The organism is Pseudomonas sp. S3E12 (genome assembly GCF_001702295.1).
Classification (GTDB): domain Bacteria; phylum Pseudomonadota; class Gammaproteobacteria; order Pseudomonadales; family Pseudomonadaceae; genus Aquipseudomonas; species Aquipseudomonas marginalis.
Genome location: NZ_MBDT01000002.1, coordinates 183,253 through 205,068 on the forward strand (window position 1 = coordinate 183,253; position 21,816 = coordinate 205,068).

The window sequence follows — 21,816 nt, forward strand, 5'->3', positions numbered from 1 at the left end:
TTTCACTCATGCGGAGTACGGACGCTCCTCCATTTGCGGTATTTTTCATGCACAGACGTCAGCTCCTCAACCTGCTCCTGGCCAGCCCTTTGTTTGCTTTGCCGTTCGCCGCCCACGCGACCCAGATCCGCAATGCACGCCTGTGGCGTTCGGACGACAAGCTGCGCCTGGTGTTCGACCTTAGCGGCCCAGTGCAATACAAGACCTTCTCCCTGACTGCCCCGGAGCGCCTGATCATCGACCTGAGCGGCGCAGGCCTCAGTGGTGACTTTTCTCAACTTGAGCTGAAGAACAGCGGGATCACCTCGATTCGCTCGGGGCATTTCGGCAAGGCGGATACGCGCATCGTGCTCGACCTGGCCGCGCCGATGCAGCTCAACAGCTTTGTATTGCCGCCTCAGGACGGGCAGGGCCATCGCCTGGTGCTGGACCTGACCAGCGCCACCCGTGCACCGCGTCAAATCGCGGCTGAAGCCGTGCCCCTGGTGGCCCCGGTGAACAAGGCGCACCCCAGGCGTGACATCATTGTGGTGGTCGACCCCGGCCACGGCGGCAAAGACCCCGGTGCTGTCGGCTCCAAGGGTCAGCGCGAAAAAGACGTGGTGCTGTCTATCGCCCAACTGCTGGCCAAGCGCTTGAAGCGCGAAAAGGGTTTTGACGTGAAACTGGTGCGTAACGACGACTTCTTTGTGCCGCTGCGTAAGCGCGTGGACATCGCCCGTCAGCACAAGGCCGATATGTTCATCTCGGTGCATGCCGATGCCGCGCCACGGCTCACGGCCTCGGGCGCCTCGGTGTATGCGCTGTCGGAGGGCGGCGCAACCTCGGCCACGGCGCGCTTTATGGCACAGCGTGAAAACGGCGCGGATTTGCTGGGCGCCACCACGTTGCTCAATCTCAAGGATAAGGACCCGATGCTGGCCGGGGTGATTCTTGATATGTCGATGAACGCCACCATCGCTTCCAGCCTGCAACTGGGCAGCTCGGTACTGGGGAGCCTGCAAAGCATCACCAGCCTGCATCAGAAGCGTGTGGAACAGGCGGGGTTCGCGGTGCTCAAGTCACCGGACGTGCCGTCGATCCTGGTGGAGACCGGCTTTATCTCCAATGCCCAGGACGCCCAGCGCCTGGTGACGGCGCGCCATCAACAAGCGGTTGCGGATGGCTTGTTCGAAGGCCTGAAAAAATACTTCCAGAAGAACCCGCCGATGAACAGCTACATGGCCTGGGTTCAGGAACAGAAGAATGCTCAGGCCTAACAGCCGGTAATTCGGCTGCACGTGAATTTGGCAGTGGCGCCACCGGAGCTGGAAAACCGGTTGATTGTGGTCCAGCCCACGCGCCGCGTGTAGCCCACCCATGCCTCTCCATCCGACGCCAAACCGGTAAAGAACGTCAGTTGTCCGTAGCGGCTGTTGGTTTGTGCCCAATAACGTTTCCCGATCACCTCGAAACCGCGCAGATACGTGGTCGTCCCCAGCGTCGCCACGCTGTAGGCATTGCCCAGGGGGTCCACACAGGCCAACAGGTTGGCGCTGCGCGTGCACGTGGCCAGCAAGCTTGGCGCTTGGGCGCAGGCAGGCCCTGCGACTGCCAGTAACAGCGCGCACATCAGGTATTTCATAAGGCGTCTCGGGGCTGGGAAGTGCTCAAGCATTGCGCCCTTCGTCGTAACGAGCAAGGGGGGATTGGCTTATTTGTATTGTTATACTATAACATAAAAGTACAGCCTGACCCGTGAACCGCTCCCCATGACCGAACAAGACCTGCTGGCCCAACCGCCCGCCGACTACATGAATGAAGCCCAGCAGGGCTTTTTCCGCGAACTGCTGCTGACTCAGCGCCATGAACTGCAAGCGCGCATCGAGGGCGAATTCCTGGTGCTGCGCGAGCAGGAGCCCAACAGCGACCCGGCCGATGTGGGCAGCGCCGAAGAACAGCGCCAGTGGCAACTGCGCTTGCTGGAGCGGGAAAAGAAGCTGCTCGACAAAATCGACGACGCCCTCGAACTGCTCGCCCGCGGCGAATACGGCTGGTGCCGCGAAACGGGCGAGCCCATCGGCCTGCAACGCCTGCTGCTGCGTCCCACCGCCACCCTGTGTATCGAAGCCAAAGAACGTCAAGAGCTGCGCGAACGCCATAAACGGGCGATTTGACCGGCCAACCCTGATGAGGATTACCTGATGCCCAATCGTCTCCCCGTTACCGTGTTGTCCGGCTTTCTCGGCGCCGGTAAAAGCACGCTGCTCAACTACGTCCTGCGCAACCGCGAAAACCTGCGCGTGGCGGTGATCGTCAACGACATGAGCGAAATCAACATCGACGGCAGCGAGGTGCAGCGTGACGTTACCCTCAACCGTTCCGAAGAAAAACTGGTGGAGATGAGCAACGGCTGTATCTGCTGCACCTTGCGTGAAGACTTGCTCGAAGAAGTCGGAAAACTCGCCAAGGAAGGTCGCTTCGATTACCTGTTGATCGAATCCACCGGTATCTCCGAGCCGTTGCCCGTGGCTGAAACCTTTACCTTCCGTGATGAAAACGAACAAAGCCTGGCCGATATCGCGCGCCTGGACACCATGGTCACCGTGGTCGACGGCATGAACTTCCTGCTCGACTACCAGGCCGCCGAAAGCCTCGCCTCACGGGGCGAAACCCTCGGTGAGGAAGACGAACGCTCGATCACCGACCTGTTGATTGAGCAGATCGAATTCGCCGACGTGATCCTGATCAGCAAGATCGACCTGATCAGCAGCCATGAGCGCGAGGAACTGATGGCGATCCTTGAACGCCTCAACGCCCAGGCGGAAATCATCCCGATGGTCATGGGCGAGGTGCCGCTGCACAAGATCCTCAACACCGGCCGCTTCGACTTCGAACGTGCCGCGCAGGCGCCGGGCTGGTTGCAGGAACTGCGGGGTGAACATGTGCCGGAAACCGAAGAGTACGGCATTGCTTCCACGGCTTACCGCGCACGTCGGCCCTTCCACCCGCAACGCTTCTTTGACTTTATCGACCGGCCTTGGGTCAACGGCAAATTGCTGCGCTCCAAGGGCTTTTTCTGGCTGGCCAGCAAGCATCAGGATGCGGGCAGCTGGTCCCAGGCCGGTGGCTTGATGCGCCATGGGTTTGCCGGACGCTGGTGGCGCTTTGTGCCGAAAAGCCAATGGCCCCAGGACGAAGAAAGCGTCGCCGCCATCATGGGCAACTGGCAGCTCAGTACTGGCGACTGCCGTCAGGAACTGGTGTTTATCGGACAGAACATCGACTTCGCGCGGATGCGTGCCGAGTTGGACGCGTGCTTGCTCACCGATGAAGAACTGGCCCTGGGTGTCGAAGGTTGGCGCCTGCTGGCTGATCCGTTTGGTCCCTGGTATGAAGAGGCCGCCTGATGCTGGCACCGCTTATCCCCTTGCGCCCGATGGTTCGTCAGACCCGCGGTGAAACCCCGCTGGCGCTGTCCGATATTCTCGAAGACGGCGTGAACCTGGCGCTGTGGCAGCGCCAATTGCCGTTGCATATCGCCGAGTTCGGCGCTTTGCTGGTGGCGCTCAATGAGCCGTTGGCCGAGTCCTTGGTGATCGAACTCAACAGCGAAGACGCCGAGCCGAACCTGTGCGGTCTGGCATCCAGCTGCCGCGATCTTGAAGGCTACGAAGGGTTTATCGCCGATGTGTCGTGGCTGGTCAGCGCCTTTGCGTGCCTGCTCGGCGCCAAGCGCATCGGTGTGCGCCTGCGGCTGCTGGATAAAGCCATGTGCCCGCGTTTTCACGTTGACCATGTGCCGGTGCGGCTGATCACCACCTACGCCGGCATCGGCAGCCAGTGGTTGCGCGAAGGGGTGATGGACCGCCGCAAGCTCAGCCAACCGGAAGCCGAACCGAGCGAGCGCATCGAACAGATCCAGTGCGGTGAAGTGGCCCTGCTCAAAGGCACCAAATGGCACGGCAACGAAAACCACGGCCTCATCCATCGCTCCCCGGCGCTGAAAGCGGATGAGCGCCGATTGATTCTGACGCTGGATTGGCTCGCGTAACCGCGTAGGATCAAACCCTCTACACGGTCCGAACGATGGCACCCATGCTGCAGAACATTCCCACCCACGTGATTGCCGGGCCTTTGGGCGCAGGCAAGACCAGCCTGATCAGGCACCTGCTTGCCCAACGCCCGGCCAACGAGCGCTGGGCGGTGTTGATCAACGAGTTCGGCCAGATCGGCCTGGACGCTGCACTTCTGACCCTGGGTGACGACGGCATTGCCCTCGGCGAAGTTGCCGGTGGCTGCCTCTGTTGTGTGAATGGCGCACCGTTCCAGGTAGGCCTGGGCCGGTTGCTGCGTAAGGCCAAGCCGGATCGGTTGTTTATCGAACCCTCGGGCCTTGGCCATCCTGCACAGTTGCTCAAGCAGTTGCGCGAAGCGCCGTGGCAGCAGGTGCTGGCGGTTCAGCCCTGTGTACTGGTGCTGGACGCCCAGGCGCTGGCGGCGGGCAGACCCTTGCCGCCGGCGCAGCAGGAAGCGTTGGCCAGTGCCGGGCTGTTGGTGTTGAACAAGGATGAGAGGCTGGATGCTGCGCAACGGGAAGCCGTCGAAGGACAGCTACCCGATCGCAACATTTATTGGACGCAGCAGGCATACGTGCCACTCGGCAGCCTGCCAGGCTTGAATGCGCAGGCTGAAGCGGCTGTGGATAACTTCGTGGTGCCCAAGGGGCTGGCTCAATTGCCGGCTGTCTGGAGCGATCCAGCAGTGCCGATCTGCCTGAGCCAGGTCCAGGAGGGCGGTTGGAGTATCGGTTGGCGCTGGCACCCGAGCCAGCAATTCGATTCCGAGCGTCTGCACCTGTGGCTGACATCCCTTGAGTGGCGCCGCGCCAAACTGGTTATCCACAGCCGTGATGGGTGGATATCGGCCAATGCTGTGGATAACAGCCCGCTGGCCTGGCAACCCAGCGAGTGGCGTCGCGACTCACGTATCGAACTGATCTTCAGCGCACCACAGGACGTGGCCGCGTTGCAGGCCGCACTGGCCGCCTGCCGTTACTGACGGTTCTTGGTGGCGTGGTCCTGGCGCCATTGGCTCAGCTCGATCACATTGGCGCTGGGCAGTGCTTCCTTGACCTCGAACGGGTAGGGCGCCAGTTCGATCTGCGCACTGTGGGCGCCGAATTGCGTGATGGTCCCGCTGTGACGGGTCTCGCCCGTGACGGTGAACTCGAAATTGTAGATACGCGCCAGACGTCGCCGACCGTTGGCATCCCTCACAAAACCGATGCGCTTCAACGCCACGGCGCCGTCGAGCAATTCGATATCGAGCTTGGCGCAATGCTGCTTGACCCGCGCCAACGCCCGCTCTCGCAGGCCGTGGTTGTGCCATACCCAGGCGGCGCCGGTCGCCAGCAGCATCAACACGAAGATGTTTCCCAGGGTCAGCATGCGAAAAACTCCAACAAAGTGAGAGCAGCTTAACTGTGTCGTCGGTCTGTCGTACAGGCTGCGTTTAGTCGCATACTGCGCGGCCAGAATTTCAATGGCTTTACGGAAATCTCCTGCATGAAACGCACACCTCATCTGCTTGCGATCCAGTCTCATGTGGTCTTTGGCCACGCCGGAAACAGCGCCGCCGTGTTCCCCATGCAGCGGGTCGGGGTGAACGTCTGGCCGCTGAACACGGTGCAGTTCTCCAACCATACCCAGTATGGTCAGTGGGCGGGCGAAGTGCTGGCGCCGCAGCAGATTCCTGCGCTGGTGGAAGGCATTGCCGCCATCGGCGAGCTGGGCAACTGCGATGCGATCCTGTCTGGCTACCTGGGCAGTGCAGATCAGGGTCGCGCGATTCTTACCGGTGTGGCGCGCATCAAGGCCATCAACCCCAAGGCCCTGTACCTGTGCGACCCGGTGATGGGCCATCCGGAAAAGGGCTGCATCGTGCCGCAGGAGGTCAGCGATTTCCTGCTGGATGAAGCGGCGGCCATGGCCGACTTCCTGTGCCCCAACCAACTGGAACTGGACAGCTTTGCCGGGCGCAAGCCGCAATCGCTGTTCGACTGCCTGGGCATGGCCAAGGCATTGCTGGCCCGTGGCCCGAAGGCGGTGCTGGTCAAGCACCTGGATTACCCGGGCAAGTTGCCGGATGGTTTCGAGATGCTGCTGGTAACTGCCGAGGGCAGCTGGCACCTGCGTCGGCCGCTGCTGGCGTTCCCGCGCCAGCCGGTGGGCGTGGGTGATCTGACGTCGGGGTTGTTCCTGGCTCGGGTGTTGTTGGGCGACAGCCTGTTGGCGGCTTTTGAGTTCACGGCCGCGGCGGTGCACGAAGTGCTGCTGGAAACCCAGGCCTGCGCCAGCTACGAGCTGGAACTCGTCCGCGCCCAGGACCGCATCGCCCATCCTCGCGTACGTTTCGAGGCGACGCCGATCAGCCTGTAAGTACACAGAACCCAATGTGAGAGGGGGGCAAACCTCCCCCATTTTTTGGTTGGACTTACAGCGCGTCAGCCTTGATTTCCTGGTAGCGCTTCTCAAGCTCCTGGCGGATCTGCCGGCGCTGCTGGGCCTGCACGAACCGGCGCTTGTCTTCACTGTTATGGGGCTGCAGCGGTGGCACGGCAGCGGGTTTACGCTGGTCGTCCACGGCCACCATGGTGAAGAAGCAGCTGTTGGTATGACGCACCGAGCGCTCGCGGATGTTCTCGGTCACCACCTTGATGCCCACTTCCATCGACGTATTGCCGGTGTAGTTGACCGATGCAAGGAATGTCACCAGCTCGCCGACATGGATCGGCTCGCGAAAAATCACCTGATCCACCGACAGCGTCACCACATAGCGACCGGCATAACGGCTCGCACAGGCGTAGGCCACTTCGTCGAGGTACTTGAGCAAGGTGCCGCCGTGGACATTGCCTGAGAAGTTGGCCATGTCAGGGGTCATCAATACCGTCATCGACAGCTGGGCGTTTCCGGGTTCCATAGCACACTCACGGGTTGTAGGCATTGGTTGGGGGGCACCTCTGCGGGTGCTGGGATCTTTGCAGCGCCATCCCTTACGGGACGCCGGTGGGCGGCTTGCCGTCACGCGTTCACCGATCTGTTTCCATATATTGCACCGGCTTTCCGGCGGAAGTCGCGGTGTTAACCTTCAAAAGCCCATCTCAGGGCATTTCTTACGATCAAGGCAGACTTTTCCTTCCGCACTTTGCGATCTTTCAAAGGCGCGTGCGGAAGTGGGAAAAGCGCCAGTACCCTCAAGGAGCCCCTCGCCATGCACGCCATCAGCTTTATCCAGGACTTGGCCGTGATCATGCTGGTGGCAGGGGTGGTCACCGTCCTGTTTCACCGCCTCAAGCAACCCGTAGTGCTGGGGTACATCGTCGCCGGCTTCATCATTGGCCCGCACACTCCGCCGTTCGGACTGATCCACGACGAAGACACCATCAAGACCCTCGCCGAGCTGGGGGTGATCTTCCTGATGTTCTGTCTGGGCCTGGAGTTCAGCCTGCGCAAGCTGTTCAAGGTGGGGGCCACGGCGTTTATCGCGGCCTTCCTGGAAATCATCCTGATGATCTGGATCGGCTACGAGATTGGCCGCTGGTTCGACTGGAACACCATGGACTCGCTGTTCCTCGGCGCGATCCTGGCGATTTCCTCCACTACCATCATCGTGAAGGCACTCAATGACCTGAAGATGAAAAACCAGCGCTTCGCCCAACTTATTTTTGGCGTGCTGATTGTGGAAGACATCCTCGGCATCGGCATCATCGCCTTGCTCTCGAGCATCGCCGTCAGCGGTACGGTGAGTTCCGGCGAGGTGTTCTCCACGGTCGGCAAGCTCTCGCTGTTCATGATTGTCGCGTTGGTCATCGGTATTTTGCTGGTGCCGCGCCTGTTGGCCTACGTGGCCAAATTCGAAAGCAACGAAATGCTGCTGATCACCGTACTGGGCCTGTGTTTCGGTTTTTGCCTGCTGGTGGTCAAGCTGGAGTACAGCATGGTGCTGGGGGCGTTTCTTATCGGTGCGATCATGGCCGAATCCCGGCAATTGGTTAAGATCGAGCGCCTGATCGAGCCGGTTCGCGACATGTTCAGCGCGATCTTCTTCGTGGCGATCGGCTTGATGATCGACCCGCAGATCCTCCTGCAATACGCCTGGCCGATCGCGGTGATCACCGTGGCCGTGGTGCTGGGCAAGATGCTGTCCTGCGGCCTGGGTGCCTTTATCGCCGGCAATGACGGCCGTACCTCACTGCGCGTAGGCATGGGGCTGTCACAAATTGGCGAATTTTCCTTCATTATCGCCGCGCTGGGCATGACCTTGCAGGTGACCAGCGACTTCCTGTATCCGGTAGCGGTGGCGGTTTCGGCGATTACGACGCTGCTCACGCCGTACTTGATTCGCGGCGCCGACCCCTTGTCATTGAAGATCGCTGCGGTGATGCCCAAGCGTCTGAGCCGGGTGTTCGGCATGTACGGCGAATGGTTGCGCAGTATTCAGCCGCAAGGCGAGGGCGCCATGCTGGCGTCGATGATCCGCAAGATCATCCTGCAGGTGGGCGTGAACCTGGCGCTGGTGATCGCGATTTTCTTCGCTGGAAGCTTTTTCGCGGTGCGCATTGGTGGGTATCTGGAAGGTTGGATCAGTGATCCAAGCTGGCAGAAGGCGTTGATCTGGGGTGGGGCCTTGCTGTTGTCGCTGCCGTTCCTGATCGCGGCGTACCGCAAGCTCAAGGCGCTGTCGATGTTGCTGGCGGAGATGAGCGTGAAGCCGGAAATGGCCGGGCGACATACCCAGCGTGTGCGACGGGTGATTGCGGAGCTGATCCCGATTTTGTCGCTGCTGGTGATCTTTGTGCTATTGGCAGCCTTGTCGGCCAGTATTCTGCCGACCAACAAGTTGCTGGTGCTGATTGCCGTGGTCACGGCGGCGGTGGCGGCCGTGCTCTGGCGATGGTTCATCCGTGTGCATACGCGGATGCAGGTCGCCTTGCTGGAGACGCTGGATAACCATAAGGATACGCCGGAGCACTAGTGGGGCCGCTACGCGGCCCGGCGCGGGACAAGCCCGCTCACCACCGCAAGCCCGTTCGCCACGGGGGTCAGGTGTCAGCTTTCCAGCCAGACGTCCCGCGCCCAGTGCCACACCGATTCCCAGGTCTCTTCGGTGACGAGTTCTTCTTCGCCGGACCATAGCACCACGGTGCCGTCTTCTTCGACGCAGTAGTAATCGTCACCGTCCTGGCAGATCGGGATCATGCTGCGGTCAACACCGGCATCCCAGGCGTTGGCAGCCACGTCCGGCAGGTAGGTGTGGGATTGCGGGTCGGTGACGGTCACCGGCTCCAGGCTGCCGTACACCACATCGCTGACGGTCAGCAGGAATTCACGAAAGACAAACGGGATGTCGATGAACAGCTGTTCCTCGATTTCCACCAGTTGATCTTCGTCAGGCAACTCCAGAGGAACCGGAACCGGTTCATTGGCTTCACGCAATTGTTCGATGATTTCTTCCACGGCCGGGATCCTCTTGCTGATGGCGCGGTTTATAGGGGCGTTTTATACAGTAGCTCGCCATAAGTGCAACCGTGAAATAGAAAACCCCGGACAGGTCCGGGGTTTTGTTACGACTTGCTCAAGCGCGTGGGTATCAGCCGTTCTGGCGGATACCGGCGACCAGCCATGGCTGGTTGTCGCCCTGGGCACGTTCCATGTTCCAGCTTTCGCTGAACGCTTCACCCTGGTCGAAACGCGAAGTCTTCGACACGCCACTGAAGGTCAACGTTGCGATGGTCTTGTCGGCGCGATCATCCACACCTTCCAGTTGCACGTGCAGGTCGTCGATATAGGTCGACTGGAAGCCGTCGCCCAGGTCGGCGCGTTCGCGCTTGAGGAACTCCAGCAGTTGCGGGGTCACGAACTCGGAGATCTTGTCCATTTCGTTGGCGTCCCAGTGCTGCTGCAGGGACTGGAAGTGGCTGCGGGCCGCTTCGACGAAACGTTCCTCGTTGAACCACGCCGGTGCGTTGATCACCGGTCGGGCTGCGGCAGGCGCTGCCGAACCACCGAAGATCGAACCCATGGCTGGCTTCTGCTCGAACACTTCACGCTGCATCGGCGCGCCGGCCGGAGCCATCTGCTCCTGCTGCTTGCGGCGACGGGCGGCGATGAAACGGAAGACCAGGAAGGCGATGACCGCCATGATCAGGATGTCGAAGATCTGCATGCCCTGGAAGCCGCCGCCCATGAACATGGAAGCGAGCAGGCCACCGGCCGCGATACCGGCCAGAGGGCCCAACCAGCGCGAAGCACCGCCGGCCTTGGCAGCGGCGCCGGCAGCACCGGCTGCGCCTGCGGTAGCGGCAGCACCGCCGGCACCGGCGGATGGAGCCATTTGGCTGGTCTGGTGAGTCGGCGCCGCGCCCGAGCTTTTGCCGCCACCGAAGCGTTTGGCGTTGGCGTCGAGGCTCATCGTCAGGCCGATGCACAACGCCATGGCGATGCTAAGAAAACGTTTCATAAAGGGAATTCCCATTTGTGGATTGCACGCGCGCCATGTTGCACAGGTGTAGTGACAGTGGCTAGCGACATAATGTTTCGGGCTTTTGCGTAAGACCGAAACAGAATGGTCTGTAGGACGTATTACAGATATTGGCCCGCGCTCGTTAAAAACAAGGGCGGGCCAATAACCTTCATGTAGGCAAATGTTTCAGACAGCTTCGAGCTTCGCGTAGCCCATCATCAGCCATTTGCTGCCTTCGGCGAAGTTCACCTGTACCCGTGCCTGGGCACCGGCGCCTTCGAAGTTGAGGATCACGCCTTCGCCGAAGATCGCATGCCTGACCTGCTGGCCCAGGCTGAATGGGGTTTCCGGAATCTCGGAACCGGCGAACATGCTGCTGGAGTTCTGCTGCTGGCCCCCGCCGAACGGGCGGCTGACGCTGTTGGACAGGCGCACTTCCTGGATCAGTCCCTTCGGCACTTCACGTACGAAGCGCGACACCTTGTTGTAGGTCTCGCTACCGTACAGGCGTCGGGTCTCGGCGTAGGTCATCACCAGGTTCTGCATTGCGCGGGTGATGCCCACATAGGCCAGGCGGCGTTCCTCTTCAAGACGGCCGGGCTCTTCCAGGCTCATCTTGTGGGGGAACAGGCCTTCTTCCATGCCCACCAGGAACACATACGGAAACTCCAGGCCCTTGGCGCTGTGCAAGGTCATCAACTGGATGCTGTCTTCATGCTCATCGGCCTGGGTGTCGCCGGCTTCCAGGGATGCATGGCCGAGGAAGGCGGCGAGCGGGGTCAGCTCTTCGTCTTCCTCGGTGTTTTCGAACGCGCGGGCGGCGCTGACCAGTTCCTCGAGGTTTTCTACCCGGGCCTGGCCTTTCTCGCCTTTTTCCGCTTCGTGATAGGCAATCAGCCCGGATTGCTCGATCACCGTCTGGGTCATCAAGTGCAGGGGCATTTCCGAACACTTGGCCGCGAGGTTCTCGATCAACTCGACAAACACCCCCAACGCCCCGGCGGCACGGCCGGTCAGGCCTTTATTGGCGATCAGCAGGCGCATGGACTCCCACATCGACACATCGGCATGGCGCGCGTGGTCGCGAATCGCCTCGACGGTTTTCTCGCCGATGCCACGGGCCGGGATATTGATCACCCGCTCCAGTGCCGCGTCGTTGCCACGGCCTTCGAGCAAACGCAGGTAAGCCATGGCGTTCTTGATTTCCGCACGCTCGAAGAAGCGCTGGCCACCATAAATGCGGTACGGGATGCGCTCGCGCAGCAAGGCTTCTTCCAGCACCCGCGATTGGGCGTTGGAACGGTACAGAATCGCGATATCGCTACGGGCAAGGCCGGTTTTCAGTGCGCTTTCGATGGTTTCCACCACGTAGCGCGCTTCATCGTGCTCGTTGAACGCGGCATACAGGTTGATCGCCTCGCCTTCGCCGCCGTCGGTCCACAGCTCTTTGCCCAGGCGCCCGGTGTTGTTGGCGATCAAGGCGTTGGCGGCCTTTAGGATGCCGGCGGTGGAGCGGTAGTTCTGCTCCAGGCGGATGGTGACCGCGTCCGGGAAATCCTCGGAATACTGGTAGATGTTCTCGATTTTCGCGCCACGCCAGCCGTAGATCGACTGGTCGTCGTCGCCCACCACCATCAGGCTGTCGCCGCCCTTGGCCAGCAGACGCAACCAGGCGTACTGCACGGCGTTGGTGTCCTGGAACTCGTCCACCAGAATGTGACGGAAGCGTTTCTGGTAATGGGCCAGCAAACCCGGATTGTCGCGCCACAGGTCGAGGGCGCGCAGCAGCAGCTCGGAGAAGTCGATGACGCCGGCGCGGGCGCAGGCGGCCTCGTAGGCTTCATAAATGCTGCGCATGGTGGCCAGGAACAAATCGCCGCTGGCCTGGATATGCTGCGGGCGCAGGCCTTCGTCTTTCTGGCCGTTGATAAACCACTGGGCCTGGCGCGCCGGCCAGCGCTGTTCGTCGAGACCCAGTTCGCGGATCACTCGCTTGACCAGGCGTTGCTGGTCATCGCTGTCGAGGATCTGGAAGGTCTGGGCCAGGCCCGCTTCCTGCCAGTGTGCCCGCAACAGACGGTGCGCCAGGCCGTGGAAGGTGCCCACCCACATGCCGGCCGGGCTGATGCCCATCAACTGCTCGATGCGGTGGCGCATCTCGGCAGCGGCCTTGTTGGTGAAGGTCACCGACAGGATGGAATGCGGGGACGCGTTCTCGACCTGGATCAACCAGGCGATACGGTGCACCAGCACTCGGGTTTTACCGGAGCCAGCACCGGCCAGGACCAACTGACGGCCAACGGGGGCCGCTACGGCCTGGCGTTGGGCATCGTTGAGGGAGTTCAGCAAAAGAGAGAGATCATCGCGCATCGACGCATTCTATGGGCCTAAGGGGGCTCGGGCAAATCCCAATGCCGGGTGGTCGATGCAAAACCTCCCGCGTGATCCTGCAGGGGCAAACATTCCGGCAAGGCTGATGACCGGTAAGTCATGGGCCACAGCCCGCGCAGTGCCTCGCCCGAGGGGTCTGGCACCAAGGTTTGCGGCTGATCACAGGATGATTTTTATGATCTGGAGCAGTTTGGCCGAAGCGCTTGCTTGTGTATGCTCCGTCGACGTTTCGGGCTCACCATTATAAGAACACTGCCTATGACTCTCAGTACCGACCTGCTTGGCCCATCGGCGGCGCCCGCGCAGGTTATCCGTAAACATTACGCCACCGAGATGGCGGTCGAGCGCACACGCCTCCTCTATCAGGGCTCGTTGCTGCCCACCTTATTAATGCTGGTCAACGGCCTGGTCTGCGCCTGGCTGCTGTGGAACCCCAAGCAATACCTGCTCGACAGCATCTGGCTGGTGTGGCTGCTGGCCCTGGTGGCCATGCGCGTGATCCAGGTGGCGGCCTTTGATTCGGCCATGCCCAGCCGCCAGGCCCAACCGATCTGGCGGCGCATGTTCATGCTCGGCTCGGCGGTCAGTGGCCTGACCCTGGCCACCGCGGCCATTGCCCTGGTGCCGGTGGACAGCTTTATCCAACAGGCCTGGGTGTTCGGCCTGATCGGGGCGGCGACGCTGTCAGCCAGTGTCGCCTACGCCGTGAGCCTGCCGGCGTTCCTGTCCTTTGCCTTGCCGTGCCTGGTGCCGGCCATTGCCTATCTGTTCTGGAATGGGGCGCCGCAGCAACAGGGCTGGGGTGTGCTCGGCCTGATCCTGCTGGCCTCCCTGAGCGTGGTGGCGTGGCAGGTCAACCGCCTGATCCAGCGTGGGCTGTTGCGGCGCTTCCAGAACCAGGCATTGATCGAGCATCTGCAGCAGGCGCAGCAACGCAGCGAGCAACTGAATCAGGATCTGGTGCGCGAAGTCGAGCAGCGGCGTCAGGTCGAGCAGGAGTTGCGGGATGCGCAAATCGGCCTGCAGGACCGCGTGGCGCAACGCAGCCAGGAACTGGACGCCGCCAGCCTGGCCCTGAATAAAAGCGAGGCGCGCCTGGCCATGGCCCTGCAAGCCAGTGAGCTGGGCCTGTGGGACTGGAACCTGCAAACCGATGAGGTTCACCACACCCAGCTCAAAGAGCTGTTCGGCCTCGAGCCCGAGTACGTCACGGCCATGCTCGGCCACCTCAAGCCGCGCCTGCACCCCGACGACCTGCCGCTGCTCAAGCGGGCACTGGTGGAGCACCTCAAGGGGCGCACTGAGGATTACCAGGTGGAATACCGCGTGCGCCATGGCGATGGCCACTGGGTGTGGATCGAAGACCGCGGGCGCGCCGTGGAGCGTGCACCCAGCGGGCGAGTGATTCGAATGCTCGGCACCCGCCGCGACATCAGCGCCGGCAAGGCCCTGGAAGAGCAGCAGCGGTTGGCCTCGACCGTATTCGAGGCAGCCAGCGAAGGCATCGTGATCCTTGACCCGGACTACGCGCTGATCGCGGTCAACCAGGCTTTCAGCCGTGTCACCGGGTTTGAAATCGACGATATGCTCGGTCGCAATGTCGTCGAGCTGCCCAGCAGCCGCGATGCCCGGCGCCACTTCCCGGTCATCCGCCAAGCCTTGCTCAGCCATGGCACCTGGCAGGGCGAGCTGGTGGAAACACGCAAGAACGGCGAGTTGTACCCGCAGTGGCTGCAACTGAATGTAGTGCGTGATGTTCGGGGAAAGGTCAGCCATATCGTGGGCTTCTTCGCCGATCTGTCAGCGCGGCGCGAATCCGAGGAGCGCATGCGCTACCTCACCCACTACGATGAGTTGACCGGCCTGGCCAACCGCTCGCTGTTCCGCGAACGGCTGCGCGAGGCCCATCAGCGTGTACGCCAAGGCGGGCGCAGCCTGGCGTTGCTGCATATCAACCTCGACCGCTTCAAGTTGCTCAATGACAGCCTGGGCCATGAAGTGGCCGACCAGTTGCTGCAAAAGATGGCCCGTCGGTTGATCAATGCCTTGCCCGAGGCCGACACCATCGCGCGTTTGTCCGGCGATGAGTTCGCCGTGCTGTTCGACGCCTACGGCAACCTGTCGAGCCTGGCACGGGTGGCCACGCGGCTGCTGGCCAAGCTGCGGGTTCCGGTGACGGTAGAAGGGCATGAGTTGGTGGTGAGTGCGTCGATGGGCATCAGCCTGTTGCCGGATAACGCGCGGGAAATTTCTGCGCTGGTCAGTCAATCGAACATGGCCATGCAGCACGCCAAGCACCTGGGTGGCAATAACTTCCAGTTCTACACCGACAGCCTGCAAGCCAGCACCCTGGAGCGTTTGCAGCTGGAAAACCATCTGCGCAAAGCCATCGATGAGCGTCAGCTCACGGTGTTCTACCAGCCGAAACTGTGCCTGGCCACCGGCAAGCTTAACGCTGCCGAAGCGCTGATCCGCTGGGAGCACCCACAATGGGGCATGGTGCCGCCAGGCGACTTTATCGGCCTGGCCGAAGAAACGGGCCTGATCGTACCGCTGGGCGAATTCGTGCTGCGCCAGGCGTGCTGGCAGGCCTGTGAGTGGCAGCGCCAGGGGCTGGCACCGATCCGCGTGTCGGTGAACCTCTCGGTGCACCAGTTGCGCCAGGGCAAGCTGGTCAGCCTGGTGCGCCAGGTATTGGAAGAAACCGGCCTGGACCCGCAATACCTCGAACTGGAACTGACCGAGAGCCAGTTGCTCGACAGTGTTGAACACATCATTGCGACCTTCCAGCAGCTGCGTGACCTGGGCGTGAAGCTGGCCATCGACGACTTTGGCACCGGCTATTCATCCCTCAGTTACCTCAAGCGTATCCCTGTGGACTACGTGAAGATCGACCAGACCTTTATCCGCGGCCTCGGCCAGGGACGGGAAGACGCCGCCATTACCCGAGCGATCATTGCGATGGCTCACGGTCTGGCGCTCAAGGTGGTGGCCGAAGGTGTGGAAGATCAGCAGCAGCTGGATTTCCTGCGTACAGAACGATGCGATGAGGTGCAGGGCTACCTGATCAGTCGGCCGATGGAGGCCGAAGGGCTGGCAGATTTGTTACGCAACAATGCAGATTTTCCCTGAAGACAGTCCGCACGCCCATATGGCTACAAGGCAGCTGCCCGCTGATTCAAAGGGCATCAGGGCGATTTAGTGATGCATCGGGCGGGCAAAACGGCAATTCTTGTAGTATAACTACAAGCTTGCTACATCCCTGGCCCTGCCAATAACAAGAGTCCTGCCCTTTGAACCTGTTGCAACATATCGCCCAGTCGCGCCACCTGTTACGCAAATCGGAACTCAAGGTTGCCGATCACGTGCTGCTTGACCCTGCGGCCGTGATGCACAGTTCCATGGCCGACCTTGCCCACAGCGTGGGCATCAGCGAGCCGACCATCGTGCGCTTCTGCCGCGCCATCGGTTGCTCCGGGTTCCAGGACTTGAAGCTCAAGCTGGCCCAGAGCCTGGCCGCCGGCGCGAGCTTCGGCCAGTTTGCGATCCACGAAGACGATTCCGTCGCCGACTACAGCCTGAAAATCTTCGACACCACCCTGCACACGCTTATGGAGGTGCGCGAGAAGCTTGACCCGGTGGAGCTGCAAAAGGCCGTGACTGCCATGTCCCAGGCCCAGCGTGTCGAGTTCTACGGGTTCGGTGCTTCCGGTGCCGTGGCGGCCGATGCCCAGCACAAGTTCTTCCGCCTGCTGCTCACCGCCGCGGCCTACAGCGACCCGCACATGCAGGCGATGTCGGCGGTGACCTTGAAGCCGACCGACGTGGCGATCTGCATTTCCCAGTCGGGCCGCTCCAAAGACCTGCTGATCACGGCCAACCTGGTGCGTGAAAGCGGCGCGACATTGATTACCTTGTGCCCGAGCCAGACGCCGTTGGCGGAGCTGTCCACGGTCAACCTGGCGATCGATGTGCACGAAGACACCGAGATCTACACCCCGCTGACGTCGCGTATCGCGCACCTGGTGGTGATCGACGTGCTGGCCATGGGCGTGGCCATGGCGCGGGGCCCGAGCCTGGTCAACCACCTCAAGAGCGTCAAGCGCAGCTTGCGCAGCCTGCGGTTGTCGCCCAAGTCCGTCAAAGCCCTCGACGACTGATCCAGGGCCATACACGCTCAAAGTGTGGGAGGGGGCTTGCTCCCGATAGCAGTGGATCAGTCAAAGAGAAATCGGCTGATGTACCGTAATCGGGAGCAAGCCCCCTCCCACATTTGGATTGTCTACCTATTCGGAAGATTCATCGTCCTGTAACCCCCGCGCCGTTAAACCGTCATCGCTACAACCCATCCTGTACTCCCCGTACTCGCATTGGGAGACTCCAAATGGCCCGGCCCTACGAAGACAGCAACAGCTCCGTCAAGACCCGTCGTCAACAGGAAGACCAGCGCCGCATGGCGTTCCGTCGCGCAATCGAAGACCGCTGCGACCAGCGCCAGCTGCAGCAGAGCATCAGTGACTACCCGGAACTCCACTGGCAGGCACCCGCGGCTGCCCAGCGAAACGTTCAGCCAACGCGCTGATCTGCACCCGTTCGCTGCGGATAAAGCCCAGGAACGCATGGGCCACCGGTGACAGGCGCTTGGCCTTGGCCTGCACCAGGCACCAACTGCGGTACAGCGGCAGTTCTTCCACCGGCAGCTCCTTGAGCCCGCCGGTGGCCAGTTCCATGTTGACCGCGTGGCGCGTCAGCAAGGCCACGCCCAGCCCGGCACACACGCATTCACGTTGCGCTTCGGCAGAGGCCACTTCCACCGTCTGGGTGAAGTGCACGCGTTTCTCCTTGAAATACTCCTCGCAGGCCAGTCGCGTGCCGGAGCCTGGTTCGCGCAGCAACAGCGTGTAGGGTTCCAGGTCCTGCAAACGCAGCGGCCCTTGCAGGCTCAAAGGATGATCGGGGGGTGCCACGGCCACGATCGGGTTGTTGAGGAATGGCAGGAATTCCAGGCCCATGTCCTGGGGCACCATGGACATGATCACCAGGTCGTCACGGTTGTCGGAGAGGCGGCGGATCACCTGGGCGCGGTTGACCACGGTCAGGTGCAGTTGCACCTCGGGATGCTGGCGTTTGAACGCGGCAAACAGGTGCGGCACGAAGTACTTGGCGCTGGATTCAATCGCGAGCTTCAGCTGGCCCTGCAACGAGCCTTGCATGTCCGACAGCTGCATATCGAGGTTTTCCAGGCGCCCGAAAATATCCCGGCTGGCCCGTTGCAGGGCTTCGGCCGCCTCGGTCATGTAGAGCTTCTTGCCGACATAATCGAACAGCGGCTGGCCGACCAGCTCTTCGAGCTGGCGAATTTGCAGGCTCACGGCGGGTTGGGTGAGAGACATTTCCTCGGCCGCGCGGCTGTAGGAGCGCAAATCGCACACTTCATTGAAGATCTGCAATTGACGCAATGTCATACGCATCAGTGACTTACGCATTATTTAAATCCTCTCGCCCCAGGTCGACCGGCCAACTATAAGTCTTTACTTATGAGCGACCCAATAATTATTGATTTTTGTTAATCCCTCCACGGGCTTAGTGTGTGGCTGCGACTGGCTTGAAACATTTAGTCACGCGCCGACCCGGCTCCAGCGGGTCGAAGAACGCAGCAATCGGCTCAAGGGAATTTCCAAGTGATAAAAAAGATCCTGATCGCCAACCGTGGTGAAATTGCCGTACGAATCGTGCGTGCCTGCGCCGAGATGGGCATTCGCTCGGTCGCGGTTTACTCGGACGCCGACCGCCACGCGTTGCACGTCAAGCGTGCCGACGAAGCCCACAGCATTGGCGCCGAGCCGCTGGCCGGCTACCTGAACCCGCGCAAGCTGGTGAACCTGGCGGTGGAAACCGGTTGCGATGCGCTGCACCCCGGCTACGGCTTCCTGTCGGAAAACGCCGAGCTGGCAGACATCTGCGCCGAACGTGGAATCAAATTCATCGGCCCTTCGGCTGAAGTGATTCGCCGCATGGGCGACAAGACCGAAGCCCGCCGCAGCATGATCAAGGCCGGTGTGCCGGTCACGCCCGGCACCGAAGGCAACGTCGCCGACATCACCGAGGCCCTCACCGAAGGCGACCGCATTGGTTACCCGGTGATGCTCAAGGCCACCTCCGGTGGTGGCGGTCGCGGTATCCGCCGTTGCAACAGCCGCGAAGAACTCGAACAAGCCTTCCCCCGCGTGATCTCCGAAGCCACCAAGGCGTTCGGTTCGGCGGAAGTGTTCCTGGAAAAATGCATCGTCAATCCCAAGCATATCGAGGCGCAGATCCTCGGTGACAGCTTCGGCAACGTGGTGCATCTGTTCGAGCGCGACTGTTCGATCCAGCGCCGTAACCAGAAGCTCATCGAAATCGCTCCGAGCCCGCAGCTCACCCCGGAACAGCGCGCCTACATCGGCGACCTCTCGGTGCGTGCGGCCAAGGCCGTGGGCTACGAGAACGCCGGCACCGTGGAGTTCCTGCTCGCCGAGGGCGAGGTGTACTTCATGGAGATGAACACCCGGGTGCAGGTGGAACACACCATCACCGAAGAAATCACCGGGATCGACATTGTCCGCGAGCAGATCCGCATCGCCTCGGGCCTGCCGTTGTCGGTGAAACAGGAAGACATCCAGCACCGTGGCTTTGCGTTGCAGTTCCGCATCAACGCCGAAGACCCGAAGAACAACTTCCTCCCAAGCTTCGGCAAGATCACCCGTTACTACGCGCCCGGCGGCCCCGGCGTGCGTACCGACACGGCGATCTACACCGGCTACACCATCCCGCCGTTCTACGACTCCATGTGCCTGAAGCTGGTGGTCTGGGCGTTGACCTGGGAAGAAGCCATGGACCGCGGCCTGCGTGCCCTGGACGACATGCGCCTGCAAGGCGTGAAGACCACCGCCGCCTACTACCAGGAAATCCTGCGTAACCCGGAATTCCGCAGCGGCCAGTTCAACACCAGTTTTGTGGAAAGCCACCCTGAGCTGACCAACTACTCGATCAAGCGCAAACCCGAAGAGCTGGCCCTGGCCATCGCCGCCGCCATCGCCGCCCACGCAGGCCTGTGAGGAACATTCCAATGACTAAAAAAATCTTCGTAACCGACACCATCCTGCGCGACGCCCACCAATCGTTGCTGGCGACCCGCATGCGCACCGACGACATGCTGCCGATCTGCGACAAGCTCGACAAAGTCGGCTACTGGTCCCTGGAAGTCTGGGGCGGCGCGACCTTCGACGCCTGCGTACGCTTCCTCAAGGAAGACCCGTGGGAGCGCCTGCGCAAACTGCGTGCCGCGTTGCCTAACACGCGCCTGCAAATGCTCCTGCGCGGCCAGAACCTGCTGGGCTACCGCCATTACAGCGACGATGTGGTCAAGGCCTTTGTAGCCAAGGCCGCGGTGAATGGCATCGATGTGTTCCGCATCTTCGACGCCATGAACGACGTGCGTAACCTGCGTGTGGCCATCGAAGCGGTCAAAGCCGCCGGCAAGCATGCCCAGGGCACCATCGCCTACACCACCAGCCCGGTGCACACCGTCGAGGCCTTCGTGGCCCAGGCCAAGCAGCTGGAATCCATGGGGTGCGACTCGATCGCGATCAAGGACATGGCCGGCCTGCTGACCCCGTACGCCACCGGTGAACTGGTCAAGGCGCTGAAAGCCGAGCAGAGCCTGCCGATCTTTATCCACTCCCACGACACCGCCGGCTTGGCCGCGATGTGCCAACTCAAGGCGATCGAAAACGGGGCCGACCATATCGACACCGCAATCTCCAGCTTCGCCTGGGGCACCAGCCACCCGGGCACCGAGTCGATGGTCGCCGCCCTCAAGGGCAGCGAATTCGACACCGGCCTCGACCTGGAACTGCTGCAAGAGATCGGCCTGTACTTCTATGCCGTGCGCAAGAAGTACCACCAGTTCGAAAGCGAATTCACCGCCGTCGACACCCGTGTGCAAGTCAACCAGGTGCCGGGTGGCATGATTTCCAACCTGGCCAACCAGTTGAAAGAGCAGGGCGCTCTGAACCGTATGAGCGAAGTGCTGGCTGAAATTCCACGGGTGCGTGAAGACCTCGGCTTCCCGCCGCTGGTGACCCCGACTTCGCAGATCGTCGGCACCCAGGCGTTCTTCAACGTGCTGGCCGGTGAGCGCTACAAGACCATCACCAACGAAGTGAAGCTGTACCTGCAAGGCGGCTACGGCAAGGCGCCGGGCACGGTGAACGAGAAGTTGCGTCGCCAGGCCATCGGCAGCGAAGAAGTGATCGACGTGCGCCCAGCCGACCTGCTCAAGCCGGAGATGACCAAGCTGCGCGGCGAAATCGGCGCCTTGGCCAAGTCCGAAGAAGACGTGCTGACCTACGCCATGTTCCCGGACATCGGGCGCAAGTTCCTCGAGGAACGCGACGCCGGCACCCTGACACCTGAGGTACTGCTGCCTATCCCTGAAGCCGGCGGTGTGGCCCGTGCCGGTGGTGAAGGCGTGCCGACCGAGTTCGTCATCGACGTGCACGGCGAAAGCTACCGCGTGGACATCACCGGTGTCGGTGTGAAAGCCGAAGGCAAGCGCCATTTCTACCTGTCCATCGACGGCATGCCGGAAGAAGTGGTGTTCGAACCGCTCAACGAATTCGTCGGCGGTGGCAGCAGCAAGCGCAAGCAGGCCAGCGAGCCGGGGCATGTCAGCACGGCGATGCCGGGCAATATCGTCGATGTGCTGGTCAAGGAAGGCGACGTGGTCAAGGCCGGCCAGGCCGTGCTGATCACCGAAGCGATGAAAATGGAAACCGAAGTGCAGGCTGCGATTGCCGGCAAGGTGACCGCCGTTCATGTGGCCAAGGGCGACCGGGTGAACCCTGGCGAAATCCTGATTGAAATCGAAGGCTGATCCAG

General features: G+C 61.5%; 19 protein-coding genes. 12 read left to right on the forward strand and 7 right to left on the reverse strand.

What is annotated here, in order from left to right; genetic code table 11:
* Positions 1-47: 47 nt before the first annotated feature.
* Complete coding sequence (locus BB029_RS00900; protein ID WP_065937937.1) at positions 48-1,259, forward strand: N-acetylmuramoyl-L-alanine amidase; 1,212 nt, start codon at positions 48-50, stop codon at positions 1,257-1,259.
* Here BB029_RS00900 and BB029_RS00905 read toward each other — a convergent pair.
* Entirely contained in the window at positions 1,256-1,624 is a 369-nt protein-coding gene (locus BB029_RS00905) for a glutamine synthetase (protein WP_065937938.1), read from the reverse strand. The two genes, BB029_RS00900 and BB029_RS00905, sit on opposite strands and share 4 nt — an antisense overlap.
* A 127-nt stretch (positions 1,625-1,751) precedes the next feature.
* Here BB029_RS00905 and dksA point away from each other — a divergent pair, with 127 nt between their 5' ends.
* The 4 genes from dksA to BB029_RS00925 are packed head-to-tail and all read left to right on the forward strand — an operon-like array spanning position 1,752 to position 5,040.
* Positions 1,752-2,156: an RNA polymerase-binding protein DksA gene (gene dksA, locus BB029_RS00910; RefSeq protein WP_065937939.1), complete on the forward strand. Its 405-nt coding sequence runs from the start codon at positions 1,752-1,754 to the stop codon at positions 2,154-2,156.
* A 27-nt stretch (positions 2,157-2,183) separates the two neighbouring features.
* Complete coding sequence (gene zigA, locus BB029_RS00915; RefSeq protein ID WP_065926775.1) at positions 2,184-3,389, forward strand: zinc metallochaperone GTPase ZigA; 1,206 nt, start codon at positions 2,184-2,186, stop codon at positions 3,387-3,389.
* Positions 3,389-4,033 carry a DUF1826 domain-containing protein gene (locus BB029_RS00920; RefSeq protein WP_065937940.1) on the forward strand — a complete coding sequence of 215 codons (645 nt, stop codon included), beginning with the start codon at positions 3,389-3,391 and terminating at the stop codon, positions 4,031-4,033. Before zigA ends, BB029_RS00920 begins: the two co-directional genes overlap by 1 nt.
* Positions 4,034-4,077: 44 nt before the next feature.
* The gene (locus tag BB029_RS00925; RefSeq protein WP_065937941.1) at positions 4,078-5,040 is read left to right on the forward strand and encodes a GTP-binding protein; all 963 of its coding nucleotides are present in this window, start codon (positions 4,078-4,080) and stop codon (positions 5,038-5,040) included.
* Here BB029_RS00925 and BB029_RS00930 read toward each other — a convergent pair.
* Positions 5,034-5,429, reverse strand: a complete 396-nt coding sequence (locus tag BB029_RS00930; RefSeq protein ID WP_027608214.1) for a DUF3301 domain-containing protein — start codon at positions 5,427-5,429, stop codon at positions 5,034-5,036. The two genes, BB029_RS00925 and BB029_RS00930, sit on opposite strands and share 7 nt — an antisense overlap.
* A gap of 117 nt (positions 5,430-5,546) precedes the next feature.
* On the opposite strand from BB029_RS00930, the gene pdxY reads away from it, so the two are divergent.
* The gene (gene pdxY, locus BB029_RS00935; RefSeq protein WP_027608215.1) at positions 5,547-6,419 is read left to right on the forward strand and encodes a pyridoxal kinase PdxY; all 873 of its coding nucleotides are present in this window, start codon (positions 5,547-5,549) and stop codon (positions 6,417-6,419) included.
* A 55-nt stretch (positions 6,420-6,474) separates the two neighbouring features.
* Here the strand turns inward: pdxY and BB029_RS00940 are convergent, their stop codons facing one another.
* Complete coding sequence (locus tag BB029_RS00940; RefSeq protein WP_003177014.1) at positions 6,475-6,960, reverse strand: acyl-CoA thioesterase; 486 nt, start codon at positions 6,958-6,960, stop codon at positions 6,475-6,477.
* Between the two features lie 291 nt (positions 6,961-7,251).
* Between BB029_RS00940 and BB029_RS00945 the strand changes: the two genes are divergently transcribed.
* Positions 7,252-9,015, forward strand: a complete 1,764-nt coding sequence (locus BB029_RS00945; protein ID WP_027608216.1) for a cation:proton antiporter — start codon at positions 7,252-7,254, stop codon at positions 9,013-9,015.
* 74 nt (positions 9,016-9,089) lie between these two features.
* Here BB029_RS00945 and BB029_RS00950 read toward each other — a convergent pair whose 3' ends face one another.
* The 3 genes from BB029_RS00950 to uvrD all read right to left on the reverse strand — a co-directional run bounded on the left by BB029_RS00950 (position 9,090) and on the right by uvrD (position 12,873).
* Positions 9,090-9,497 (reverse strand): SMI1/KNR4 family protein, encoded by a 408-nt coding sequence (locus BB029_RS00950; protein WP_017739032.1) that lies wholly within the window; start codon positions 9,495-9,497, stop codon positions 9,090-9,092.
* A 133-nt stretch (positions 9,498-9,630) separates the two neighbouring features.
* The gene (locus BB029_RS00955; RefSeq protein WP_065937942.1) at positions 9,631-10,500 is read right to left on the reverse strand and encodes a Tim44 domain-containing protein; all 870 of its coding nucleotides are present in this window, start codon (positions 10,498-10,500) and stop codon (positions 9,631-9,633) included.
* A gap of 189 nt (positions 10,501-10,689) precedes the next feature.
* Positions 10,690-12,873 (reverse strand): DNA helicase II, encoded by a 2,184-nt coding sequence (gene uvrD / locus BB029_RS00960; protein WP_027608218.1) that lies wholly within the window; start codon positions 12,871-12,873, stop codon positions 10,690-10,692.
* A gap of 279 nt (positions 12,874-13,152) precedes the next feature.
* Between uvrD and BB029_RS00965 the strand changes: the two genes are divergently transcribed.
* The 3 genes from BB029_RS00965 to BB029_RS33615 all read left to right on the forward strand — a co-directional run bounded on the left by BB029_RS00965 (position 13,153) and on the right by BB029_RS33615 (position 17,476).
* Entirely contained in the window at positions 13,153-16,026 is a 2,874-nt protein-coding gene (locus BB029_RS00965) for an EAL domain-containing protein (RefSeq protein ID WP_065937943.1), read from the forward strand.
* A 161-nt stretch (positions 16,027-16,187) separates the two neighbouring features.
* Complete coding sequence (hexR, locus tag BB029_RS00970) at positions 16,188-17,054, forward strand: transcriptional regulator HexR (protein ID WP_010168370.1); 867 nt, start codon at positions 16,188-16,190, stop codon at positions 17,052-17,054.
* A 224-nt stretch (positions 17,055-17,278) separates the two neighbouring features.
* Positions 17,279-17,476: a PA3496 family putative envelope integrity protein gene (locus tag BB029_RS33615; protein ID WP_074848013.1), complete on the forward strand. Its 198-nt coding sequence runs from the start codon at positions 17,279-17,281 to the stop codon at positions 17,474-17,476.
* On the opposite strand, the gene BB029_RS00975 is transcribed toward BB029_RS33615, so the two are convergent.
* Positions 17,406-18,380 carry a LysR family transcriptional regulator gene (locus tag BB029_RS00975; protein WP_027608220.1) on the reverse strand — a complete coding sequence of 325 codons (975 nt, stop codon included), beginning with the start codon at positions 18,378-18,380 and terminating at the stop codon, positions 17,406-17,408. The genes BB029_RS33615 and BB029_RS00975 overlap by 71 nt on opposite strands.
* Positions 18,381-18,575: 195 nt before the next feature.
* On the opposite strand from BB029_RS00975, the gene BB029_RS00980 reads away from it, so the two are divergent.
* Entirely contained in the window at positions 18,576-19,991 is a 1,416-nt protein-coding gene (locus BB029_RS00980) for an acetyl-CoA carboxylase biotin carboxylase subunit (protein WP_027608221.1), read from the forward strand.
* A gap of 11 nt (positions 19,992-20,002) precedes the next feature.
* Positions 20,003-21,811 (forward strand): sodium-extruding oxaloacetate decarboxylase subunit alpha, encoded by a 1,809-nt coding sequence (oadA, locus tag BB029_RS00985; RefSeq protein ID WP_027608222.1) that lies wholly within the window; start codon positions 20,003-20,005, stop codon positions 21,809-21,811.
* The last annotated feature ends 5 nt before the right edge of the window (positions 21,812-21,816 follow it).

Coding starts and splice junctions, on each gene's coding strand:
- BB029_RS33615 (WP_074848013.1), top strand. CDS start 17,279: ATGGCCCGGCCCTACGAAGACAGCAACAGCTCCGTCAAGACCCGTCGT.
- BB029_RS00955 (WP_065937942.1), bottom strand. CDS start 10,500: ATGAAACGTTTTCTTAGCATCGCCATGGCGTTGTGCATCGGCCTGACG.
- dksA (WP_065937939.1), top strand. CDS start 1,752: ATGACCGAACAAGACCTGCTGGCCCAACCGCCCGCCGACTACATGAAT.
- BB029_RS00945 (WP_027608216.1), top strand. CDS start 7,252: ATGCACGCCATCAGCTTTATCCAGGACTTGGCCGTGATCATGCTGGTG.
- BB029_RS00930 (WP_027608214.1), bottom strand. CDS start 5,429: ATGCTGACCCTGGGAAACATCTTCGTGTTGATGCTGCTGGCGACCGGC.
- oadA (WP_027608222.1), top strand. CDS start 20,003: ATGACTAAAAAAATCTTCGTAACCGACACCATCCTGCGCGACGCCCAC.
- BB029_RS00920 (WP_065937940.1), top strand. CDS start 3,389: ATGCTGGCACCGCTTATCCCCTTGCGCCCGATGGTTCGTCAGACCCGC.
- BB029_RS00925 (WP_065937941.1), top strand. CDS start 4,078: ATGCTGCAGAACATTCCCACCCACGTGATTGCCGGGCCTTTGGGCGCA.
- BB029_RS00900 (WP_065937937.1), top strand. CDS start 48: ATGCACAGACGTCAGCTCCTCAACCTGCTCCTGGCCAGCCCTTTGTTT.
- BB029_RS00940 (WP_003177014.1), bottom strand. CDS start 6,960: ATGGAACCCGGAAACGCCCAGCTGTCGATGACGGTATTGATGACCCCT.
- BB029_RS00965 (WP_065937943.1), top strand. CDS start 13,153: ATGACTCTCAGTACCGACCTGCTTGGCCCATCGGCGGCGCCCGCGCAG.
- pdxY (WP_027608215.1), top strand. CDS start 5,547: ATGAAACGCACACCTCATCTGCTTGCGATCCAGTCTCATGTGGTCTTT.
- BB029_RS00975 (WP_027608220.1), bottom strand. CDS start 18,380: ATGCGTAAGTCACTGATGCGTATGACATTGCGTCAATTGCAGATCTTC.
- uvrD (WP_027608218.1), bottom strand. CDS start 12,873: ATGCGCGATGATCTCTCTCTTTTGCTGAACTCCCTCAACGATGCCCAA.
- zigA (WP_065926775.1), top strand. CDS start 2,184: ATGCCCAATCGTCTCCCCGTTACCGTGTTGTCCGGCTTTCTCGGCGCC.
- BB029_RS00905 (WP_065937938.1), bottom strand. CDS start 1,624: ATGAAATACCTGATGTGCGCGCTGTTACTGGCAGTCGCAGGGCCTGCC.